The sequence below is a fragment of the Burkholderia sp. HI2714 genome (assembly GCF_002223085.1).
Taxonomy (GTDB): Bacteria; Pseudomonadota; Gammaproteobacteria; order Burkholderiales; family Burkholderiaceae; genus Burkholderia; species Burkholderia lata_D.
In genome coordinates this window covers 71,263-92,688 of the sequence record NZ_NKFM01000016.1, presented here as the reverse complement: position 1 = coordinate 92,688, position 21,426 = coordinate 71,263, and the positions used below count along the sequence as shown (strand labels likewise).

General features: G+C 68.0%; 19 protein-coding genes. 9 read left to right on the top strand and 10 right to left on the bottom strand.

Features of this window, described 5'->3' with window-relative positions; translation table 11 throughout:
- Positions 1-4: 4 nt before the first annotated feature.
- Positions 5-760 carry a TerC family protein gene (locus tag CFB82_RS06865; RefSeq protein ID WP_089483704.1) on the bottom strand — a complete coding sequence of 252 codons (756 nt, stop codon included), beginning with the start codon at positions 758-760 and terminating at the stop codon, positions 5-7.
- A gap of 108 nt (positions 761-868) precedes the next feature.
- On the opposite strand from CFB82_RS06865, the gene CFB82_RS06860 reads away from it, so the two are divergent.
- A complete protein-coding gene (locus tag CFB82_RS06860; RefSeq protein WP_089483703.1) occupies positions 869-1,762 on the top strand; it encodes a LysR family transcriptional regulator in 894 nt (297 codons plus the stop codon).
- A gap of 115 nt (positions 1,763-1,877) precedes the next feature.
- Positions 1,878-2,972, top strand: coding sequence for a DUF2242 domain-containing protein (locus CFB82_RS06855; RefSeq protein WP_089483734.1), 1,095 nt, complete (start codon positions 1,878-1,880; stop codon positions 2,970-2,972).
- Positions 2,973-3,037: 65 nt separating this feature from the next.
- Here CFB82_RS06855 and CFB82_RS06850 read toward each other — a convergent pair whose 3' ends face one another.
- The gene (locus CFB82_RS06850; protein WP_089483702.1) at positions 3,038-3,277 is read right to left on the bottom strand and encodes a hypothetical protein; all 240 of its coding nucleotides are present in this window, start codon (positions 3,275-3,277) and stop codon (positions 3,038-3,040) included.
- A 52-nt stretch (positions 3,278-3,329) separates the two neighbouring features.
- Complete coding sequence (locus tag CFB82_RS06845; RefSeq protein ID WP_089483701.1) at positions 3,330-4,250, bottom strand: pyridoxal-phosphate dependent enzyme; 921 nt, start codon at positions 4,248-4,250, stop codon at positions 3,330-3,332.
- Positions 4,251-4,407: 157 nt separating this feature from the next.
- Between CFB82_RS06845 and CFB82_RS06840 the strand changes: the two genes are divergently transcribed.
- From CFB82_RS06840 to CFB82_RS06815, 6 genes are all read left to right on the top strand, one after another.
- Positions 4,408-5,328, top strand: coding sequence for a LysR family transcriptional regulator (locus tag CFB82_RS06840; RefSeq protein ID WP_089483733.1), 921 nt, complete (start codon positions 4,408-4,410; stop codon positions 5,326-5,328).
- A gap of 725 nt (positions 5,329-6,053) precedes the next feature.
- Positions 6,054-7,259, top strand: coding sequence for an MFS transporter (locus CFB82_RS06835; protein WP_089483700.1), 1,206 nt, complete (start codon positions 6,054-6,056; stop codon positions 7,257-7,259).
- 574 nt (positions 7,260-7,833) lie between these two features.
- Positions 7,834-8,337: a Csu type fimbrial protein gene (locus CFB82_RS06830; protein WP_089483699.1), complete on the top strand. Its 504-nt coding sequence runs from the start codon at positions 7,834-7,836 to the stop codon at positions 8,335-8,337.
- Between the two features lie 15 nt (positions 8,338-8,352).
- Positions 8,353-9,072, top strand: a complete 720-nt coding sequence (locus CFB82_RS06825; RefSeq protein WP_089483698.1) for a fimbrial biogenesis chaperone — start codon at positions 8,353-8,355, stop codon at positions 9,070-9,072.
- Positions 9,073-9,079: 7 nt separating this feature from the next.
- The gene (locus CFB82_RS06820) at positions 9,080-11,464 is read left to right on the top strand and encodes a fimbria/pilus outer membrane usher protein (RefSeq protein ID WP_089483697.1); all 2,385 of its coding nucleotides are present in this window, start codon (positions 9,080-9,082) and stop codon (positions 11,462-11,464) included.
- Positions 11,461-12,423: a Csu type fimbrial protein gene (locus CFB82_RS06815; protein ID WP_089483696.1), complete on the top strand. Its 963-nt coding sequence runs from the start codon at positions 11,461-11,463 to the stop codon at positions 12,421-12,423. Before CFB82_RS06820 ends, CFB82_RS06815 begins: the two co-directional genes overlap by 4 nt.
- Positions 12,424-12,464: 41 nt before the next feature.
- Here CFB82_RS06815 and CFB82_RS06810 read toward each other — a convergent pair whose 3' ends face one another.
- From CFB82_RS06810 to CFB82_RS06795, 4 genes are all read right to left on the bottom strand, one after another.
- Positions 12,465-12,761, bottom strand: coding sequence for a hypothetical protein (locus CFB82_RS06810; protein ID WP_143750879.1), 297 nt, complete (start codon positions 12,759-12,761; stop codon positions 12,465-12,467).
- A gap of 104 nt (positions 12,762-12,865) precedes the next feature.
- Entirely contained in the window at positions 12,866-13,888 is a 1,023-nt protein-coding gene (locus tag CFB82_RS06805; protein WP_089483694.1) for a histone deacetylase family protein, read from the bottom strand.
- A gap of 49 nt (positions 13,889-13,937) precedes the next feature.
- Positions 13,938-15,209: a Zn-dependent hydrolase gene (locus CFB82_RS06800; RefSeq protein ID WP_089483693.1), complete on the bottom strand. Its 1,272-nt coding sequence runs from the start codon at positions 15,207-15,209 to the stop codon at positions 13,938-13,940.
- Positions 15,210-15,240: 31 nt separating this feature from the next.
- Positions 15,241-16,551: an MFS transporter gene (locus tag CFB82_RS06795; RefSeq protein ID WP_089483692.1), complete on the bottom strand. Its 1,311-nt coding sequence runs from the start codon at positions 16,549-16,551 to the stop codon at positions 15,241-15,243.
- A gap of 190 nt (positions 16,552-16,741) precedes the next feature.
- On the opposite strand from CFB82_RS06795, the gene CFB82_RS06790 reads away from it, so the two are divergent.
- Positions 16,742-17,698 carry a LysR family transcriptional regulator gene (locus tag CFB82_RS06790; protein WP_047850454.1) on the top strand — a complete coding sequence of 319 codons (957 nt, stop codon included), beginning with the start codon at positions 16,742-16,744 and terminating at the stop codon, positions 17,696-17,698.
- A 58-nt stretch (positions 17,699-17,756) separates the two neighbouring features.
- Here CFB82_RS06790 and CFB82_RS06785 read toward each other — a convergent pair whose 3' ends face one another.
- The 3 genes from CFB82_RS06785 to CFB82_RS06770 form a co-directional block, all read right to left on the bottom strand.
- Positions 17,757-18,827 (bottom strand): porin, encoded by a 1,071-nt coding sequence (locus CFB82_RS06785; RefSeq protein WP_089483691.1) that lies wholly within the window; start codon positions 18,825-18,827, stop codon positions 17,757-17,759.
- A gap of 160 nt (positions 18,828-18,987) precedes the next feature.
- Positions 18,988-20,418 (bottom strand): purine-cytosine permease family protein, encoded by a 1,431-nt coding sequence (locus CFB82_RS06780; protein WP_089483690.1) that lies wholly within the window; start codon positions 20,416-20,418, stop codon positions 18,988-18,990.
- 303 nt (positions 20,419-20,721) lie between these two features.
- Positions 20,722-21,399 (bottom strand): SOS response-associated peptidase family protein, encoded by a 678-nt coding sequence (locus CFB82_RS06770; protein ID WP_089483689.1) that lies wholly within the window; start codon positions 21,397-21,399, stop codon positions 20,722-20,724.
- Positions 21,400-21,426: the final 27 nt, after the last annotated feature.

Sequence of the window (21,426 nt, the reverse complement as noted above, 5' to 3'; positions counted from 1 at the left end):
TGGCTCAGTGGCCATCCGTCGGTGCCGAGCGCTTCGCCTTCGCGCGCCGCGCCAGCATGTTCATGCCTTCGACGAAAGCCGAGAACGCCATTGCCGCGTAGATATAGCCCTTCGGCACATGCGAACCGAAACCTTCGGCGATCAGCGTCATGCCGATCACGACCAGGAACGACAGCGCGAGCATCACGATGGTCGGGTTGCGGTCGATGAAGCGTGCGAGCGGCTGCGCGGCGAACAACATCACGGCGACGGCGACGATCACCGCGACGAACATGATCGGCACGTGCTCGGTCATGCCGATCGCGGTCACGATGCTGTCGATCGAGAACACGATGTCGAGCATCACGATCTGGCCAATCGCGGCCCACATCGTCAGGCCGACCGCACCGCCCGAACCGCCCGCGCCGTCACCGTCGCGCGACACGTGGTGATGGATCTCGGTGGTCGCCTTCCACACGAGGAACAGGCCGCCCGACAGCAGGATCAGGTCGCGCCACGAGAACGCATGGTCGAACAGCGTGAACACGGGTTCGGTGAGGCTCGCGATCCACGCGACGCTGCCGAGCAGCGCGAGGCGCATCACCAGCGCGAGCGCGATGCCGAGGCGTTGCGTGCGGGCGCGCTGCGCTTCGGGCAGCTTGTTGCTGAGGATCGAGATGAAGATCAGGTTGTCGATGCCGAGCACGACTTCCATCACGACGAGCGTCAGGAGCGCCGCCCAGACGGCGGGGTCGGCGGCAAGTGTCAGCAGGTAGTCCATGAAATGGGCCGATACGAAAGTGGAAAGCCAGATCATAGGCCGCCCCGAACTTCGAAAAAATCAGACAGAATCTGATTTTTGGTTCGGTTTTTCCGAAATTACGATCCGATGCTCAATTTCCGCCATCTGTACTACTTCTGGGTCGTCGTGAAGGAAGGCGGCTTCGCGCGTGCGGCCGCGCGGCTCGACATGGCCGTGCAGACGATCAGCGCGCAGGTGCGCGACCTCGAAAAAGCGCTCGGGCACCAGTTATTGCGCCCGGCCGGGCGCGGCGTCACGATGACCGACGCCGGCCAGGCCGCGTTTGCGCGCGCGGAGGCGATCTTCGAGATGGGGCGGCTGATCCCCGACGAAGTGCGCGCGGCGGCCAGCCAGCCGACCGTGCGGCTCGCGGTCGGCCTCGCGGACGGCATCTCCAAGCTCGCCGCGCATGCGATCCTGGCACCCGTGCTGGATACCCCCACGCTGCGGCTGCTGTGCCACGAAGGCGAGCACGATGCGCTGCTCGCGGAGCTGGCGCTGCATCATCTCGATCTCGTGCTGGCCGGCCAGGGCGCGCCGTCCGGCTCGAACCTGCGCGTGACGAGCGAGCGGCTCGTCGCGTCGCCGGTCGACTGGTATGGCCCCGCGGCGCTCGTCACGCCGGCCGCGCGGCAGCACTTTCCGCAGTGCCTCGCCGATCTGCCCGTGCTGTTGCCGACCGCGCATTCGGCGCTGCGCGCGCGACTCGACCAGTGGCTGGAGGGTGAACGGATCGTCCCGCGCGTGGCGGGGGAATTCGAGGACAGCGCGCTGATGGCCGTGTTCGCGGCGCGGGGCCTTGGCGTGTTCCCGCTGAGCGAACTCGGCGCGAACGATGCGTCGCTGCTGCGCGGCTTGCGCCGGCTCGGGCGCGCGGGCGACGTGACCGAGGAGATCCACGCGATCCGCTCGCGGCGCGGCGAACACCATCCGCTGACGTCGCGATTGCTGGCCGCCGCACGCGGCGCACCGGCCGCCTGAAGCGAGCGCGACATCAAAGGAAACTATAATGACGCCCCGGCCTTACGAGATTGCCGCGCGCTTCATCCAGGCACCGCCGTTGCGCGACCTCTCGCCAAGCCTTCTGAAAGACGCCATGCACAACCGATTTCGCCTGTTTTCCGTTTCGTGCGCGCTCGCGGCCGCGACCGTGCTGGCGGCATGCTCGTCGCCGCCCAAGCCGATCTACCAGCAGGAACAGTTCGACGCGACTACCAGCCCGTACGCGCATACGTTCCACTCGAAATCCGACGCGGCCTGCGAGGCCGCGCGGCGCGCGCTGCTGAGCCAGGGCTATGTGGTGTCGTCGTCGCGCAACGATGCAGTCGACGGCAGCAAGAATTTCCAGCCGAACAACGACATGCACGTCGTGATCGAATTTCACGTCGTGTGTGCGGACGCGAACGCGGACGGCTCGTCGAGCATCGCGTACGTGAACGCGGTGCAGGATCGCTACACGCTGAAGAAGTCGAATACGTCGGCCAGCGTCGGCTTGAGCGTGTTCGGCTCGCTGTCGTTGCCGATCGGGTCGAGCGACGACGCGCTCGTCAAGACCGCCAGCGAGACGATTCCCGCCGGCGTGTTCTATGAGCGCTTCTTCAATCTCGTCGAGCATTTCCTGAAGATCGACCCGGCCCGCCGCGACCGCGCGACCGTCAAGGCCGCCGAGAAGGAGCCCGTCCCGCCGCTGCCCGAACCCGCGCCGACGCCGCAAGGCGAGCCGATGAAGATGACGACCCCGGTCGTGCCGACGCCGCCCGCGGCGCCGGTGCCGCTTTCGTTGCCGGCGGTCGCGCCCGAGTCGGGGGCGAACGCCGTGCCGGCCGCCGCGTCGGCCGTGGTCGCGCCGGCGGCGATGCGGGCTGCCGCGCCGGTGGCGGCGTCGGGTGCGACGCCTGCATCGGCCGCGTCGTCGACGCACGCACCGGCGTCCGGGCCGGCATCCACGCCGGCTTCGGCTCCCGTGCCGGCTTCCGCGTCCGGCCCGGCATCGTCACCTGCAGCAGCATCGACGCCTGCCGTTTCGGCACCGGCCGCTGCAACACCGGCACCGGTCGCGCCGGCGCCTGCATCCACCGCCTCGGCCCCCGTATCGGCATCGGCGCCCTCGAGCCCATCGCCCGCGCCTGCCGCCGCCAACCCCGTCGCCTCGTCCGCACCGTCCGGCGCGAGCGCACCGGCCGCACACTGACAGGCCATCCGTATCGTCGCGCCCGACCCCATCCGGCGCCGCGCGACGATACGCCCCCTCATTCGTCACAGGAATTGCTGCGCCGCCGGCGGCCCGCTCGTCGTGTCGCTGACGTAGCTTCGATGCTGCGCGACGGGCACACGTGGCCGATGCCGACGTTCGCCGGGATCGACGGCCGCCTGGCCGTCATCCGACACGCCGGCTAGTGCCGGCCGCCCCGTCTTCTGCAACGTCGCACGCAGCGTCTGCGTCGGCTCGACGGTCGCCGTCGCGTCATCGCTGACGATCGCAGAGATATCCGTCATCGACCACCATCCAGCCGTCCCACGACAAACCGGCCAACGCCGCCCGCCCCACCTACCGCAACGTCGCGCGCAGCGTCTGCATCTGCTCGACGGTTGCCGTCACGCCGCCGCAGACGATCACGGCGATATCCTTCGCTGACGCGAGCACGGGCACCGGCCGCTCGAGCGCGGCCAGCGCGGCACCGCACGCGGGCTCGACGACGATCCGGTGCTCGTCGAGGAATCGCAGCGACGCGGCCACCGCCTCGGCATCGGACACGACGACCGGGTGAATCTCGTGTCGCGCGGCCCATTCGACCGCCGCCTCGCACGGCCGCTTCGCGCCGAGCGACGTCGCGATGCTCGTGATCGCCGGCAATTCGACCACCTGCCCCTGCGCGAGCGAGCGCGCATAGCAGTTGGCGCCTTCCGTTTCGACCGCGACCACCGGCACGTCGTGCCAGCCGTTGCGCGCCAGCCCTTCGAGCACGCCGCACAGCAGCCCGCCGCCGCCCACCGCGAGCACGACCGCGTCGGGCTTCGGGTCGGCCGCCGCCATCTCGTCGATCATCGTCGCGTGGCCCTGCCACAGCACGCGATCGTCGAACGGATGGACGAACGCATCATGCTCGCCGAGGGCCGACTGCGCGAACGCATTCGCCTCGGCCCAGCTCGCACCGTGCACGACGAGCTCGGCACCCTCGACGCGGATCAGCTCGCGTGCGCGGGCCGACGCGCTCTCCGGTACGACGACGAGCACCGGCACGCCGAGTTCGCGGCCGCAATACGCGACCGCGATGCCCGCGTTGCCGCCCGACGACGACACGAACCGCCGCGCGCCGGCCGCATGCCGCGCTTCGCAGACGGCGCCGATGCCACGCAGCTTGAACGAGCCCGACGGCTGCAGCGCGTCGAGCTTCAGCCGGATGGTCCTGCCGAGCCGGCGGGATGCGATTGGCGAGCGGATATAAGGGGTCGGGATATGAAGCGGCATGGGGCGGGACCAATGGGAACGGAGAGAACGCACGCGACGCGCAGCGGCGAGCGGGGAATGACGGTCATCGTACGGCACGCCCCTCATGCTTTCCAATACCATCGAATGGCGTTTGTTATGCTCCACAGGTATATCGATGAACCTGAATGGAGGCCGCATGCGCCAGATCGAATTGCGTCACCTGCGCTACTTCGTGGCCGTCGCGCAAGCCGGGAGCGTGATGGCCGGCGCCCGCGCGGCCGGCATCGTCCAGCCCGCGCTGTCGCGACAGATCCGCGAGCTTGAGGACGCGATCGGCACGCCGCTGCTGGTGCGCCGCGCAACGGGCGTCACGCTCACGGCGGCCGGCGCCAGCTTCCTGCAGGACGCGACCGGCCTGCTCGCGACACTGCAGGACAGCCGCGAGCGCGCCCTGCGCAGCGCGGCCGGCCAGCTGGGCGAGCTGCGGCTCGGAGCGCTGCCGAACTGCCTGCCGCTGCCCGTCGTCGGAACCGTCCTCAAGGCGTTTCGCGACGCATGCCCGGACGTGAAGCTGTCGATCGCGCCGATGCTGTCGGCCGAACAGGCGAACGCGCTGATGCGCGGCCAGCTCGACGGCGGGATCATGGCGTGGCGTCAGGACGAGGCGCCGCACCTGTCGGGCGTGCGGCTGCTGAGCGACCGCTTCGTGCTCGCGATGCCCGCGCCGCCGGGCGGACGCTTCACCGCGCCGCGCACGCTGGCCGACGTCGCGAACGAGCCGTTCGTCTGGTTCGACGCGCAGCGCTCCGCCGCGCACCACCGGTTCCTGATGGCGCAGTGCCAGCAGGCCGGCTTCATGCCGCGCATCGCGCAGGTCGGCAGCGACATTCCGACGTTGATCGGCCTCGTCGCGGCCGGGATGGGCTGTGCATTCGTACCGGAAAGCGCGTCGCCGACCTGCCCGCACACGGTCCGGCTCATCGCGCTCGACGAACTCGCGAGCCGCTTCGACATCGAGTTCGTGTTCGACGGTGCGGCCGTGCCACCGTCGCCCGTCGTCGCGCGGTTTCTCGAGGCCGTGCGCGATGCGACCGGTGAAGCCCGCCAAGCGGGCTGAGTGGGCAGCAGATTCAGCAACCGCGCCGGGCACTTGAGCGACGTGACTTGCGGTGCCGAATGACGGGCGGAATCCCCTTCCGCCCAACCGTCGCTTCGGCTGCCGAAACACGCCCAACAGCCGCATTTTTTTGCGAAATGCTTTCAAAACGACGACGCCGGACGCCGTAGCGCCGGTGTTTTTAAATTGACACCAAAAACGGCCGTTTAACGCCGCTTCGAATTGTCATGACCCGAAATATACTGCGCGCGCATCCAACCCTCGTGCCAAAGAGAGGATGCCTTTCCGCCCCGGTCACGGTCCCCCTGTGATCGGGGCTTTTTTTGGCCGCGGGCCTTGTCTGCAAAAGGTTTCAGCGATGATGCGAGATTCGCCCGGCGTGGCGCCAGCCGCCTGACCGGCCCGTCCGATCCGCACGGCCACCCATCGCCGGACAGTCGGTGGACCGCTTCCGGCTCGTCTGACGGGAGCGACCGTCGAAGCGCCGATGGATCGCAATCTCCCGGCCTCATGCCGCATCCCGAGCTTTACAAAAATCTTTCACAAAAAAACGTCTCTTTCACCCGCCGCACCACCGGGCTTCAGGCGCTCGCTGCATTGTTGACATGAAATCAAGATAATTTCGTTCGGACGCGGCTTTTTCCGCAAAAGTCATGCAGGCACACTTCGTCCTGTCCTCAACGGCCCGTGCCGTTCGTTGTTTCTCGACTACAGGAGCCCATCGCGTGAATACCACGACTTCCCCTCCTTCCCGCCCGGGTGGCAGCGCCGCGCTACCGCTGCTGGCACTCGCCGCCGGTGCGTTCGGCATCGGCACGACCGAGTTCTCGCCGATGGGCCTGCTGCCCGTGATCGCCGACGGCGTGCACGTGTCGATTCCGCAAGCCGGCATGCTGATCAGCGCGTATGCGATCGGCGTGATGGTCGGCGCGCCGCTGATGACGCTGCTGCTCGCGCGCTGGTCGCGCCGCTCGGCGCTGATCGCGCTGATGTCGATCTTCACGATCGGCAACCTGCTGTCGGCGGTCGCGCCGGACTACACGACGCTGCTGCTCGCCCGCCTCGTGACGAGCCTCAACCACGGCGCCTTCTTCGGACTCGGCTCGGTGGTCGCGGCCAGCCTCGTGCCGCGCGAAAAACAGGCCAGCGCGGTCGCGACGATGTTCATGGGTCTCACGATCGCGAACGTCGGCGGCGTGCCGGCCGCGACCTGGCTCGGCCAGATCATCGGCTGGCGCATGTCGTTCGCGGCGACCGCGGGCCTCGGCCTGGTCGCGATCGCCGGGCTGTTCGCCGCGCTGCCGAAGGGCGAAGCCGGCAAGATGCCCGACCTGCGCGCCGAACTCTCGGTGCTGACACGCCCCGTCGTGCTGGGCGCGCTCGGGACGACGGTGCTCGGCGCCGGCGCGATGTTCACGCTCTACACGTATGTCGCGCCGACGCTCGAACACCTGACCGGCGCGACGCCCGGCTTCGTGACCGCGATGCTGGTGCTGATCGGCGTCGGCTTCTCGATCGGCAACATCGCGGGCGGGCGCCTCGCCGACCGCTCGCTCGACGGCACGCTGATCGGTTTCCTGCTGTTGCTGATCGCGACGATGGCCGCGTTCCCGGTGCTCGCCGGCACGCATGCGGGCGCCGCCGTCACGCTGCTCGTGTGGGGCGTCGCGACGTTCGCGGTCGTGCCGCCGCTGCAGATGCGCGTGATGCGGGCGGCCCACGAAGCGCCGGGCCTCGCGTCGGCCGTCAACATCGGCGCGTTCAACCTCGGCAACGCGCTCGGCGCGGCGGCCGGCGGCGCGGCACTCTCGGCAGGCTTCGGTTATGCGGCCGTGCCGCTCGTCGGCGGGCTGATCGCCGCGGCCGGACTCGCACTCGTCTTCCTGCAGATCGCGCAGCAGCGCCGCGCACCGGCCGCCGCGAATTCGTAAGCGCGACACGTCGCGCGCCGGCGATGCATGCCGGACCGCCGATCCGTACCGACACACGCTCACGGCCGCGCAATGCGGCCGTTTTCGTTTTCAACGATCCATTCGGACTCGACAATCCCTCGATGAAAAAATCCGGAATATCGATCAATTTCACAGCGAGCTGGATTCCATTCATTTTAAAATTACTGAAATCGACTCAAGCCATTCTAATGATTCATTCCCCGCACGCTCCATTTCATCCAGCGCGTTAATTACCCGTTCCCAACGGGCCGACTCCACTCGCCAAGTCAGCCAAAAGTCGTATCAAGCCCCGCGTGAATGACTCATCGTTGCTGCACCGCGGGATAATCTTTCACTCGAATCGCCCGAAATAAATCGAAAAACGCAACTCTCCCCGGTTTTATTCAATCAATGCCCGGGTCAAATGTAACAAAATGAAACAGCGTAAATTTAAAGATTGAAAGACTTGCCGATTCGTATCAGCATCTGCGATATCGTGGCATGCGAAGCGCGGCATAAATTCAATGAAAAAAACAATCGATGAGGGGTCAGTGTGAAAGTCGCCATCGCTTCCATGACATTGTCGCTCGCGCTGTCAATCGGCCTTTCGATTCCCGCCGCCGACGCTGCCACCTATTCGAACGGCACCGCGACCGCCACCTTCAACGTCACGCTGACGCTGCAGCCGAACTGCACGATCGCCGCGAACCCGCTGGCCTTCGGCACCAGCGGGGTGCTGGCCACCGCGATCAACCAGCAGACGACCGTGAGCGTCACCTGCACCAACACGACACCGTACAACGTCGGTCTCGACGCGGGCACGGTCACGGGGTCGAGCGTCGCGAGCCGGCTGATGGCCGGCACGGCGACCGGCAACACGTCGACGACCGTCGGCTTCCAGCTCTACCAGGATGCCGGTCGCACGACGATCTGGGGCAACACGCAAGGCACGGACACCGTGGCCGGCACCGGCACGGGCTCAGCACAGACCATTACCGTCTACGGCCAGGTGCCCGCGCAGGCGACGCCGAAGCCGGACACCTATCAGACGACCGTCACCGCAACCGTCTACTTCTGACCGGCGCTGCTCCCTATGTCCGCACTCCGTCGAACGCTCGCCGCGCTGCTGTGTGCGGGCGGCGCCGCGCACGCCGCGTCGCTGCAGATCTCCCCGGTCACGATCGAATTCGGCACCGACGACACGGCCACCGGCATCACGCTGCGCAATCCGGGCGGGCGCCCCGTGTACGGGCAGGTGCGCGTGTTCCGCTGGGACCAGGCCGACGGCCAGGACACGCTGACGCCCACCCAGGATCTGCTGGCCAGCCCGCCGCTCATCGAAGTCGGCACGCAGTCCGAACAACTGATCCGCGTCGTGCGCGCATCGCGCACGCCCGCCGGCGCCGAGCAGACCTATCGGCTGCTGATCGACGAGCTGCCGCAGCCCGGCGAAGCGCCGGCCAACGGCGTGTCGATCCGGCTGCGCTATTCGATTCCGGTGTTCGTCGAGCCGGCAACCAACGGCGCGCCGCAGCTCGACTGGACGCTGCTGCGCGGCAACGGCGGCTGGGTGCTGCGGGTGCGCAACGGCGGCACGCGGCGCGCGCAACTGGCATCGGTCGAACTCGTGACCGGCGACGGCCACACGTATCCGCTCACGCAGGGCCTGCTCGGCTATGCGCTCGCGGGGCGCACGGGCCAGTGGAGCGTGCCGCTGCCGGCGGGCGTCGCGCTCGGCGGTACGGTCACGGTGCGCGCGGCCGTCAATTCGCAGCCGGCCAGTGCGGTCGTCAAGGTGGAGCCGCCGGGCTAGACCGCCGGTGCGCCGCCCGGCCTCTCCCCCTTCGCCACGCGCCGGCACGCGTCCAGCCAACGGACGCAGGACGCCGCACCGTTCGCCGCGCGCCGCGCTCGCGGCCGTCGTCGCCGGCGGCCTGCTCGCGCTCGGCTGCGCACGCGCGGATGAACCCGCGGCACTCGTGATGACCGACAGCACGCACGACGTGATCCTCGAAGTCAGCGTCAACGGTGAAAACACGACGCTGCTCACGCACTTCCGCGAACGCGACGGCCGCCTGTCGGCGAGCGGCGCAGACCTGCACACGATCGGCGTCGCGACCGACCGGCTCGGCATCGCCGACGCGACGACGGTCGACCTCGACACGATTCCCGGCCTGCGCTACCGCTACGACGCGGCGCACCAGAGCGTCGACCTGCAGATGCCCGACACGCTGCGCCGGCCGTACGCGGTCGACAGCCGCGCGTTGCGGCCGACGGAGGCGGCCAGCGCGTCGCGCGGCATCGCGATCAACTACGAGGCGTACGCGCAGACGCTCGGCGACCGGCAGTACTCGCTCTACACCGACGTGCGCTACTTCGATCCGGGCGGCGTGTTCGACACCACGGGCGTCGCGACCTTCTATGACGGCCGCCGGCGCTACACGCGCTTCGATACGTCATGGAGCCGCTCGGACCCGGCAAGGCCGAGCACGACACAGATCGGCGACACGATCTCGGGATCGCTCGCGTGGACGCGCTCGGTGCGCCTCGGCGGCTTCCAGTGGCGCAGCAACTTCGCGCTGCGGCCCGATCTCGTGACGTTCCCGATCCCGTCGCTCGCAGGCTCCGCGGCCGTGCCGTCGGCCGTCGACCTGTACATCAACAATGTGCGCCAGTACACCGGCAACGTGCCGAGCGGCCCGTTCATCATCCACGACGTGCCGGGCATCACGGGCGCCGGCCAGGCGACCGTCATCACGCGCGACGCGCTCGGGCGCACCGTCGCGACGTCGGTGCCGCTCTACGTCGATACGCGCATGCTGTCCGCCGGGCTGTCGAGCTATTCGTTCGAAGCCGGCTTCCTGCGCCGCAACTACGGGCTGCAGTCGTTCGACTACGACGCGCGGCCGGCCGTCAGCGGCTCGATGCGGCGCGGCATCACCGATGCGCTGACCGTCGAGGGGCACGCGGAAGCGACCGGCGGCGTGCTCAACACCGGCGTCGGCGCGCTGCTGCGGCTCGGCAATGCGGGCGTCGTGAGCGGCGCGGTCGCAGGCAGCGCCGGCCGCTATCCGGGTACGCAGGTGAGCGTCGGCTACCAATTGATCGAACCACGCTTCTCGATCAACGCGCAGACGATCCGCGCGTTCGGCCGCTACGGCGACCTCGCCTCGCGCGACGGCGCGACGGTGCCCGCGGCGACCGACCAGGCGACGCTCGCGCTGCCGTTCATGCACCGCCAGACGCTGTCGCTCAGCTATATCGGCTTCCGGCTGCCGCAAGGCCCGAGCACGCGGATCGGCACGGTGTCGTACACGTTGAGCTTCGGCGATCTCGCGTCGCTGAGCGTGAGCGCGTACCGCGACTTCGCGCAGCAGGGTGCGAACGGTGCGTTCGTGTCGCTGAACATCGGGCTCGGGCGCAACACGTCGATCAATACGACCGTCGGGCGCCAGCGCGGCCAGTCGAGCTACACCGTCGACGCGAGCCGTCCGCCCGACTACGGCGGCGGCTGGGGCTGGGGCGTGCAGACGGGCGGCACGGGCGCGGTGCCCTACCGGCAGGCACAAGTCCGCTATCTCGGTCATGCGGGCGAAGTCATCGCGGCCGCGCAGCGCATCGACCGCCAGACCGGCGCATCGCTCGACGTCAGCGGTGCGCTGGTGTTCATGGACAGCAGCCTGCAACTGTCGCGCCGCATCTACGACGGCTTCGCGCTGGTATCGACCGATGGCGTCGCGGGCATTCCGGTGCTGCACGAAAACCGCGTGATCGGCACGACCGATCGCGCGGGGCACCTGCTCGTGCCCGACCTGAACGCGTACCAGAACAACCAGATCGCGATCGACGCGATGAAGCTGCCCGCCGATGCGCGGATCGCCCGCACGTCGATGATGGTCGTGCCGCAGGCGCAATCGGGCGTCGTCGCGCAGTTCGGCGTGTCGCGCTATCGCGCGGCGTCGGTGATCCTGCGCGATACCGACGGCCGCCCGCTGCCGGCCGGTGCGCGCGTGCATCACGCCGAAAGCGGCGCGGATACGATCGTCGGCTACGACGGGCTCACGTTCATCGACGGACTGAAGGAGGACAACCACCTCGTGATCGACTACGGCACGCAACGCTGCGTCGCGGACTTCGCGTTCGCCGCGCCCGGCAACGGCACACTGCCGACCCTCGGCCCCCTCACCTGCCGGACCGCGCCATGAGGCTCGCGCTGCTGGTCCTCGTTGCCTTCGTCGCGTGGTTCGGCTCGCCCCGTCACGCACAGGCCGAAAGCTGCACGGCCACCGCATCGGACGTGAGCTTCGGCTCGGTCAGCCCCATCTCGAACGCGCCGGTCGCCGTCACCGGCACGGTCGGCATCACCTGCACGTGGTCGACCGTCTCGCTGACGCCGAACGTGGTCGTATGCCTGAATCTCGGCGGCACGAGCCCGCGCAGCCTCGTCAACGGCAGCAACGCGATGCAGTACGACCTCTATCTCGACGGCGGGCATTCGGTCGCGTGGGGTTCCGTGTATTCCGGCACGACTCCGGCATCCGTCACGCTCGTCAAACCCGCGCTCGGCACGAGCGCATCCGCGACGGTCACCGTGTACGGACAGATCACCGGGAACCAGCCGACCGTGCCGACGACCGGCAACAGCACGACGACCTACTCGCAGACGTTCGGCGGCAATACGACATCGATCAACGCCGGGTTCTATCTGGTCGGTGCGCCGACCTGCGCGTCGCTGACGACATCGAACGGGACCTTCCCGTTCAGCGCGACCGCCAACGTCATCAACAATTGCAACATCAGCGCGACCAACGTCAGCTTCGGCACCGCGAGCCAGCTGTCGGGCACACTCACGGCAACGGGTACGATCACCGCTCAGTGCACCAACGGCGACGCGTGGAAAATCGCGCTGAGCGGCGGCAACAGCGGCGACGTGACGGCGCGCCAGATGCAGCGCAGCAGCGGTGGCGGCACGATCGGGTACGGGCTTTACACGGACGCCGCGCGCTCGATCGCGTGGGGCGACGGCACGGGCGGCAGTTCGACGGTCACGGGTGTCGGCACGGGCACGTCGCAGGTCGTGACCGTGTACGGTGCGGTGCCGGCGCAAACGACGCCCGCGCCCGGCAACTACAGCGACATGATCACTGCGACGATCAGTTTCTAGCGTTCAATGGCATGAGCGGGCGCACGCGCCGCCCGCACCGTTCAGAACGTGACGGTCCATGCGGGCGCTGCGCCCACGCCGATGCTGCGCGGCGCCGACCGCCCATCGGGCAGCGGCGCGTGACTGAGCACGAACGGCGTACCGTGCGCGCAACTGACGCGTGGCATGCCGGCATCGGCGGCGCCCTGGGGCTCGCCGGTGCCGATCGTGCAGGTTTCCGGAATGGTGAGACTGACGCGCAGCGGAATCGAAGGTTCCGATGCGCTCGCGAGCGACCCGACGCCTTGCGCGGCGAGCGCGAGCGCGATCGCACCGCGTCTGATTTGGCCTGCTGTCATCGTGCGGCTCTCCTTCGTGCATTCATTCAGCATAGGCGCGAATTATCGGCGTGCATGCGGAAAACCTGCAACCGCACGCACGCGATCGCGCCCCGCCGCGCTGGTCAGCGCGCGGCGGCAAACCCGCCGAAAAACGCACGCGCATTCGCATCGAGGCTGTCGAGGTGATAGCCGCCTTCCTGCACGATCACCGTCGGCAACCCGAGCGCGCCGATCGCACCGCCGAGCCGCCCGAAGCCGTCGGTCGTGACGGCCACCTGCGATTGCGGATCGTCCTTGTAGATATCGAAGCCGAGCGCGAGCACGAGCGCATCGGGCTGGAACCGCGCGAGCGCGCGCAGCGCGTCGTCGAGCCGCTCGAAGAACACCGACTCCGGCGCGCCGTGCGGCATCGGCAGGTTGAGGTTGAATCCGTCGCCGGCCCCCGTGCCCGTCTCTTCCTCATAGCCCGCGACGACCGGGTAGAAGTTGGTCGGGTCGCCGTGGATCGACACGTACAGCACGTCGTCGCGGCCGTAGAAGATCTCCTGCACGCCCTGCCCGTGATGCATGTCGGTGTCGAGGATCGCGACCCGGCGATGGCGGCCGACCAGCGACTGCGCGGCGATCGCCGCATTGTTCAGGTAGCAGAAGCCGCCGGCCGCATCGCGGCGTGCGTGATGGCCGGGCGGCCGGCACAGCGCGTACGCCTCGCGCGCGCCGTCGTTGACGTCGGCCGCGGCCGCCAGCGCGCCCTGCGCGGACCAGTACGCGGCGCGCCACGTGTTCGCACCGACCGGGCAACTGCCGTCGGCGAGGTAGCGCGCGGCTTTCGCAAGCACGCCGCGCAGCGGGTTCGGGTCGCGCACGAACACGTTCGACATCACTTCGTCGCCCCAGTCGTCGGGCATCTGCTTCCAGTCGCGGTGCGCTTCCTCCAGGAAGCGCAGGTAGTTCATGTCGTGCACGGCCGCGATCGGCGCGGTGCCGCGGTCGGCCGGCTCGCGCACGTCGAAGTCGAGCGACCGGACGGCCGCCACGAGCCGCGCCGCGCGCTCGGGCACCTCCTGCGGTTCACGCATCTGGCCACGCGACAGATAGCTGCGCGGATGGTGCAGCAACTGCTCGGGATGGAAATAGGTTTTCATCGTTCGCCCTCGTCGGTTTTTCGATTGGTCGGCTTACCGGCTTGCCGCGTCATGCGTCCTGCGCGGCGGCCGCCACGGTAGCGCCTGCCGCAACGCCGGCGCGCGCGAGCACCGCATGAAGCAGCACGTTCGTGCCGCGCGTCACGTCATCCGGCAGCGCGTCCTCGGCTTCGTTGTGCGACAGGCCGTCGACGCACGGGATGAACACCATCGCGGTCGGGACTCGGCGCGCGAGCAGGATCGCGTCGTGGCCCGCGCCGCTGACGATCCGCTCGTTCGTGTAGCCGAACTTCGCTGCCGCCTGCGCGACCTGTTCGACGCAATCGCGATCGAACGGCGTCGCCGGGCTGCGCCAGCACGTTTCAATCGCGACCTGCACGCCGCGCGCGGCGGCGACCCGCGTGCACGCATCGCGCAAGTCGCGCTCCATCGCATCGACTTGCGCATCGTCGTGATGGCGAAGGTCGACCGTGAACGTCACGTCGCCCGCAATGGTGTTGCGCGATGCATTGCGGATGCCGACCTGACCGATCGTCGCGAGCCCGCGCGGCGCATAACCGGCGACGATCCGTTCGAGTTCGAGCGCCATCTGCGCACTCGCGAAAGTCGCATCCTTGCGATACGGCATCGGCGTCGTGCCCGCATGCGCGGCCACGCCCGTCACCGTCACGTCGAGCCAGCGAATCGCCTGCCCGCCCGTGACGATGCCGATCGTCGTGCCGTTCGCCTCGAGCACGGGGCCCTGTTCGATATGCGCTTCGAAGTACGCATCAACTGCGCCGCCCACCGCACGCGTGCCGCGATAGCCGCATGCGTCGAGCGCCGCGCCGAGCGTGACGCCGTCGGCGTCCTGCTTCGCGAGCGCGTCGTCGAGCGGCAATGCGCCCGTGAACACGGCCGAGCCGAGCATCGCCGGCGCGAAGCGCGCGCCCTCCTCGTTGGTCCACGACACGATTTCCAGCGGCTTGTCGGTCGCGATGCCGGCGTCGTTCAGCGTGCGCACGAGTTCGAGCGCGGCGAGCACGCCATAGACGCCATCGAAGCGGCCGCCTTCGGGCTGCGTGTCGAGATGGCTGCCGATCATCACAGGAGCTGCCTGCGCATCGGTGCCGTCGCGCCGCACAAACAGGTTGCCGACGGCGTCGACGCTCACCGTCATCCCCGCGTCGCGGCACCACTGCGCGAACAGGTCGCGCCCGCGACGGTCATCGTCGGTGAGCGCGAGGCGCCGCACGCCGCCGCGCGGCGTCGCGCCGACACGCGCCATCTCCGCCAGGCTCTGCCACAAGCGGGCGCCGTCGATTTCCAGCAGGTCTTTCATGTGCACTCCGGATGAATTCGTTCGTTGAGGGTCACTGCGAGCCGAGCGCTTCGGCGGCGGCCGGACGTGCCGCGCGGCGGGCGTCGAGCGCGACGATGCACAGCAGCGAGATGCCGGCGAGACACGTGTAGAACACCGCGAGCGGCCACCACTGGCCCGCGAAGCGATGCGCGAGCCACGTGCCGACCAGCGGCGTCAGCCCGCCCGCGATCGCACCGCAGATCTGGTAAGCGAGCGAGATCGCCGAATAGCGCACGTGCGCGGGGAACACGTCGCTCACGAAGCCCGCGATCACCGAATAGAAGCCGGCCATGCAGACCACCGCGAGCGCGATGCCCGCGATCAGCGACGCGGACGTGCCGCCCTGCACGAGCATGAACATCGGATACGGCGACAGCATCGCGAGCAGCGCCGCGAGCTTCAGGAAACGCGCGCCGCCGATGCGCTCGGCGATCCACGCGGCGATCGGCTGCGCGACGAACTGGATGATCGCGACCGCGAACAGGCTGTCGAGGATCAGCGAGCGCGAGACGCCGACGTACTGCGTCGTGTACGCGATCATGAACGTGTTCGTGAAGTAAACGCCCGCGATGCCGATCGTGTTCGCGCCGATGCAGAGCGCCACGAGCCCCGACGCGGACCGGAACACTTCCGCGACCGGCAGCTTCACCGTGCGGTTGGTTTCCTTCACGCGCGCGAATTCCGGCGACTCGTTCACGCCGAGCCGGATCAGGACGCCGACCACGAGCAGCACCGAACTCGCGAGAAACGGCAGGCGCCAGCCCCAGGCGAGGAAGTCGGCCTTGTCCATCGACGTGACCGCGCGGAACGCGATCAGCGACAGGATCAGCCCGGCCGGGCTGCCGAGTTGCGCGAACGATGCGAAGAACGTGCGGCGCCCCTGCGGCGCATGCTCGCCCGCCATCAGCACCGCACCGCCCCATTCGCCGCCGACCGCGATCCCCTGCACCACGCGCAGCGCGACGAGCAGCACCGGCGCGAGCATGCCGACCTTCGAATAATCGGGCAGCAGCCCGACGCAGACGGTCGCGACGCCCATCATCATCAGCGTCGTCATCAGCGCCTTCTTGCGGCCGATACGATCGCCGAGATGGCCGAAGATCACGCCGCCGAGCGGCCGCGCGAAGAAGCCGACCGCGAACGTCGCGAACGACGCCATCGTGCTGACGAAGCGGTCATGCGACGGGAAATAGAGTTCGCCGAATACGAGCGCGGCGGCGGTCGCGTAGATGTAGAAGTCGTACCACTCGATCATCGTGCCGATGAACGCGGCCGTCGCGGCGCGTCCCGGCTGGCGGGCGGAAGGAAGGGACTGGGTCATGCGGGCTCCTGACGCGCGCCGCTGCGGAGCGACGCGCAATATCGTGTGACGGCCGTCTGTCGCGGCCTTGGGCCGCACGCTGCGGCACCCCTCCTTTATCGGCGACCGCAAATCATTAGTCAAATTTCAAGTTATTATTCGGCGTATAAATTTAGCTAATATTCACCTTGACGGCTCGTCCGGAGACCCGATGCGCCCCGACCTCGCCCCGTTCCTGAACGACCGCCTCGACTGGAACCTGTTGCGCACCTATCTCGTGATCATCCAGGAGCGCAGCGTGAGCCGCGCGGCCGCGCGCCTGCACGTCACACAGCCGGCCGTGAGCCAGGCCTTGCGGCGGCTCGAGGACACGCTCGAGCGCAAGCTGATCGAGCGGCGCGGCACGCACTTCGCGCCAACGCCTGCCGGCGAAGCCGTCTACCGGATCGCGAGCGACATCTACGGCGGCATCTCCCGCCTCGAAACCGAAATCGACGACAGCACCGCCGACCTGACCGGTTCGATCCGGCTGCTGACGGTGAGCCGCATCGAGTCGCCCGTCTACGACGAATTCCTCGCGGACTTCCATCGCGCGTACCCGCGCATCGACCTGCAGATCGAAGTAATGCGCTCGTCGGACATTCTGTCTTCGTTGCTGCAGAAAACGGCCACGGCCGGGCTCGGCCTGTGCCGCACGCCGCACGACAAGCTCGAGATGCGCTGCTTCCTGCGCCAGCGCTATGCGATCTACTGCGGCCGCCATCACCGGCTGTTCGGGCAGACGCAACTGCGGATGGACGATCTGCTCGCCGAGAATTTCGTGTCGTTCACGAGCGACCAGATCGGCGACAGCCTGTCGCCGCTCACCGTGTTTCGCGATCAGAAGGGCTTCACGGGGCGCATCGTCGCGTCGTCGCCGAGCCTCGAGGAAGTGCGGCGGCTGATCTTCGCCGGCTACGGGATCGGCTGCCTGCCCGAGCACATCGTGCGCGACGACATCGCACAGCAACGGCTGTGGCGGCTACCGCCCGACGACGGGCTCGTCGATGTCGACGTGTTCCTGCTGTGGCATCGCGATCGCAAGATGAACGCGGCGGAGCACGCGTTTCTCGACGCGATGGAGCGCTGCATGCAGCGCTATTCGCTTGCGGAGCGGTTGGGGAAGTAGCGACGCGAACGCGCCCGTGAAATGCACCGGGCGCGCACGACCATGCGCGTCGGCTGCGTCAGAACCGATGCACGATACCCAGCTGCACACCCCGAGCATTCGCCCCCGGATACGCGAGCGGCAGGCCGGGGTTCGCCGCACCGGCGAGCGTATAGCCGGCCTGGTTGCGGTTGCGCAGGTACGACAGCGCACCGTAGAAGCTCGTGCGTTTCGACAGGTCGTACTCGTACATCAGCCCGACCTGGTCCGCATGGTTGCGCTGCGACGACCGGTCGTGCAGATACGCGTAGCCGAGCGCCACGTAGTTCGCCGGATTGAACTGGTATTTGACCGAGAGTCCATACACGCGCGAATCGATGCCGAGATCGGCCCACTTCACCGCGGAGAAGCCGCCGTACACGGTGGCCTTGCCGATCGCGTACGACGCGCCGGCCATGATCGTGCGATCGGTGGTGGTCGCCGTCGCGTTCTTTAGCCACTGGCCCGCGACGAACGCGGCGAACGGCCCGTGTTCATAGGTCAGGTCGAACTGCTGGCTGGAACCTGCCGAGCGCACGCCGCCCGCATCGCCGAACCCGAAGTACAGCCCGCCCTGGAAGCCCGCGATCTCCGGGCTCTGGTACGACAGCGTATTGCTGGTGCGGAACGCGAACACGGTCAGGTTGTCCATGCCCGACGCCTGCGTGACGCCGCCGAACGCATCCTGGCCGCCCTGGTCGTTGAACAGCGGCGAATTCTGGCGGCCCGCGCGCACCTTGCCCCACTGCCCCGCGATGCCGACCCACGCCTGCCGGTTGAACAGGCTGCCCGAACTCGCGAGCGAACCGTCGTTCGGGTTGAAGCCGTTCTCCAGCGCGAACTCGATCTTCTGACCGCCGCCGAGATCCTCGCCGCCCTTCAGCCCGAACCGGCTGCCCCACTGGCCGCCCGAATTGATCGCCGCCGTATAGCCGTTACCCGTATTCACGTACTGCGCGAACTCGTCGATCACGCCGTACAGCGTGACGCCGTCCTGCGCGAACGCGGCGCCCGGTCCGGCGACGCACGCCACCGCGACCGTCATGCGAAGACCGGCGTGCACCATCCGCGCCCGGGAATCGCTTCCGTGTGCCGTCATTTGTTTAGTCATACTATTCAATGGTCAGAGAATGAAACGACACCGTGCGCGGCAGTCGTGCCGCACCGGCATCGTGGGAAAGGAAACGTGGGAGAGAACCGGGCGCAGGCGGCGCCCGGCTCGCGCGACAGTCAGGCCGGCAGCCGGCCGGCCCGATGCGCGTGACGTGTCGTCAGTGGTGAACTTCGCCGCGTTCGAGCGGCAGGATCAGGCGTTCGGGAATGCTGCGGCGCGACGCGCGCGCGCCGATGTAGTACAGCACGGCCGGCACGACCAGGCCGAGGATCCACGAGATGTCGGTGCCGCCGAGTGCGTCGACGAGCGGGCCCGTGTAGATGTGCGTCGACATGAACGGCAACTGCACGAGGATGCCGACCACGTAGATCGTGATCGCCATCACGTTCCAGCGGCCGTAGCGGCCGTACGGATCGGACAGCGCCGGCACGTCGTAGCGCGAGCGCGTGAAGCAGTAGTAATCGACCAGGTTGATCGCGCTCCACGGCGTGAAGAACGCGAGCAGGAACAGGATGAACGCGGTGAATTCCTTCAGGAACGAATGGCGGCCCGCGAGCGCGATGAGCGTGGATACGCAGATCATCCCGAAGATGTAGACGAGGCGGCTCTTCGACGACACGGCGCCCTTGCCGCGGAAGCCGCTGACGATCGTCGCCATCGACATGAAGCTGCCGTATGCGTTGAGCGCCGTCACCGTCACCTTGCCGAATGCGATGCTGAAGTACAGCAGCGCAGCCACGGCGCCCGTCGAGCCGAGGCCGACGATATACGACACTTCATGGTGCGCGAACTGGCTGCCGGCCAGTGCCGCCGCGAACACGCCGAACACCATCGCCGCCTGCGCGCCGATCACCGAGCCGAGGCCGACTGCGACGAACGTCGCGACCGACGACGTCGAGCGCGGCAGGTAGCGCGAATAGTCGGCGACGTACGGGCCGAACGCGATCTGCCACGACGCGGACAGCGACATCGACAGCAGGAAGCTCGCGAGCGAGAAATGCTTGTTCGCGAGCAGCGCGCCGATGTCGTGGTTCGCGAACAACTGCGTGAACATGTAGACGAACGCGGCGATGCCGACCACGCTCGCGATCCGGCCGACGGCATGGATCGCGCGATAGCCGAACACAGTCAGCACGACGATCACGGCCGCGAACAGCAGGATGCCGGCCGCGTCGTCGACGTGCAGCAGCTGCGCGACGGCCTGCCCGGCCAGCACGGAGCCGCTTGCGGAAAAGCCGATGTACATCAGGCACACGAGCACGATCGGGATCATTGCGCCATAGACGCCGAACTGCACGCGGCTCGAGATCATCTGCGGCAGCCCGAGCTGCGGCCCCTGCGCACCATGCAGCGCCATCACCGCGCCGCCGATGAACTGGCCGAGCAGCAGCGCAACCAGCGACCAGAACACGTCGCCGCCGAGCACGACCGCGAGTGCGCCCGTGACGATGGCCGTGATCTGCATGTTCGCCGACAGCCACAGCGTGAACTGGCTCAGCAGGCCGCCGTGGCGCTCGGCGTCGGGAATGAAGTCGATCGAACGGACTTCGATCAGGCCGCCGGCTTTTCCACTGGGGTTCGTTGACACGGGGAAATCTCCAAAATACTAAGGATCACAAATGGTTTGAACGAGACGGGAAACTGCGAGCCGCCCTTTCGGCTCGGCGGGTGCGGGGCGCCGTGGATCGCCGGCATGCGCCACGCACGCACGGTCTGCGCACTGGCGCGCAAGCGGCACGACGTGTGCCGACATTGCCAGCGGATGATCTTGTATATACAACTTGCGAGGTATCGGGGATTACCCGGTATCGGCCGATGATCGAAGTTGTCCGAATAATGGGGAGACGTTCGACCCGTACAGGCGAAAGCTGGATGTCGGAATAATGAAAGCTCAGGTGCGCGCAGGCGATGCCTGATCCGGCTCGGCCATCATGTCGGCGGCGGGAAGCAGGTTCAGCATGCGCCGGGCGGCCTCGATGTCGCGCACATGCAGCCATTCGTCGTAGTCGTCGCGACGCAGCATCACGACACCCCGCTTCTCTTCGCCGGGCCGATGCATCCGCGCGAACAGCGGGTGCGTATCCGCGTTGACCGTGAGCATCGCCATGCCCACGCGTTCACGGCCGTCGTCACCTTCGTAGCGCCGCCAGATGCCGGCGACGCAGTACGGTTGCCAGCCGTCGACGCCGATCCGCTGCCACACGTTGCGACCGGTTTCGTAGCAGGGTTCGAAAATCCAGCGCACCGGAATCAGGCAGCGCTGGCCGTTGCGCCACGCGTTGCCGTAGAGCCGCGACGAGCCGACCGTTTCCGCCCGTGCGTTCATCGTGTCGAGCTTCTTCCTTTTACGGCCGTTCTCGTCGACTCGCTCCGGCTGCATGAATTTCGGCCAGAAGCCGAACACGGCCGCGACGACCTCGAGGCCGTCGCCGGCGGCACGCGCGATCGGCGCCGCGTAGTCGGGATACACGTCGGGTGCCCACGGGTCGCGGCGATACAGATCGCCGATGCCGATCTTCAGTTCGCTGATGCCCGGATCTTCGTCGGGGGCGCGGTAGTGAGTGCACACGGCTCGGCGGACGATGGAAGCAATGTT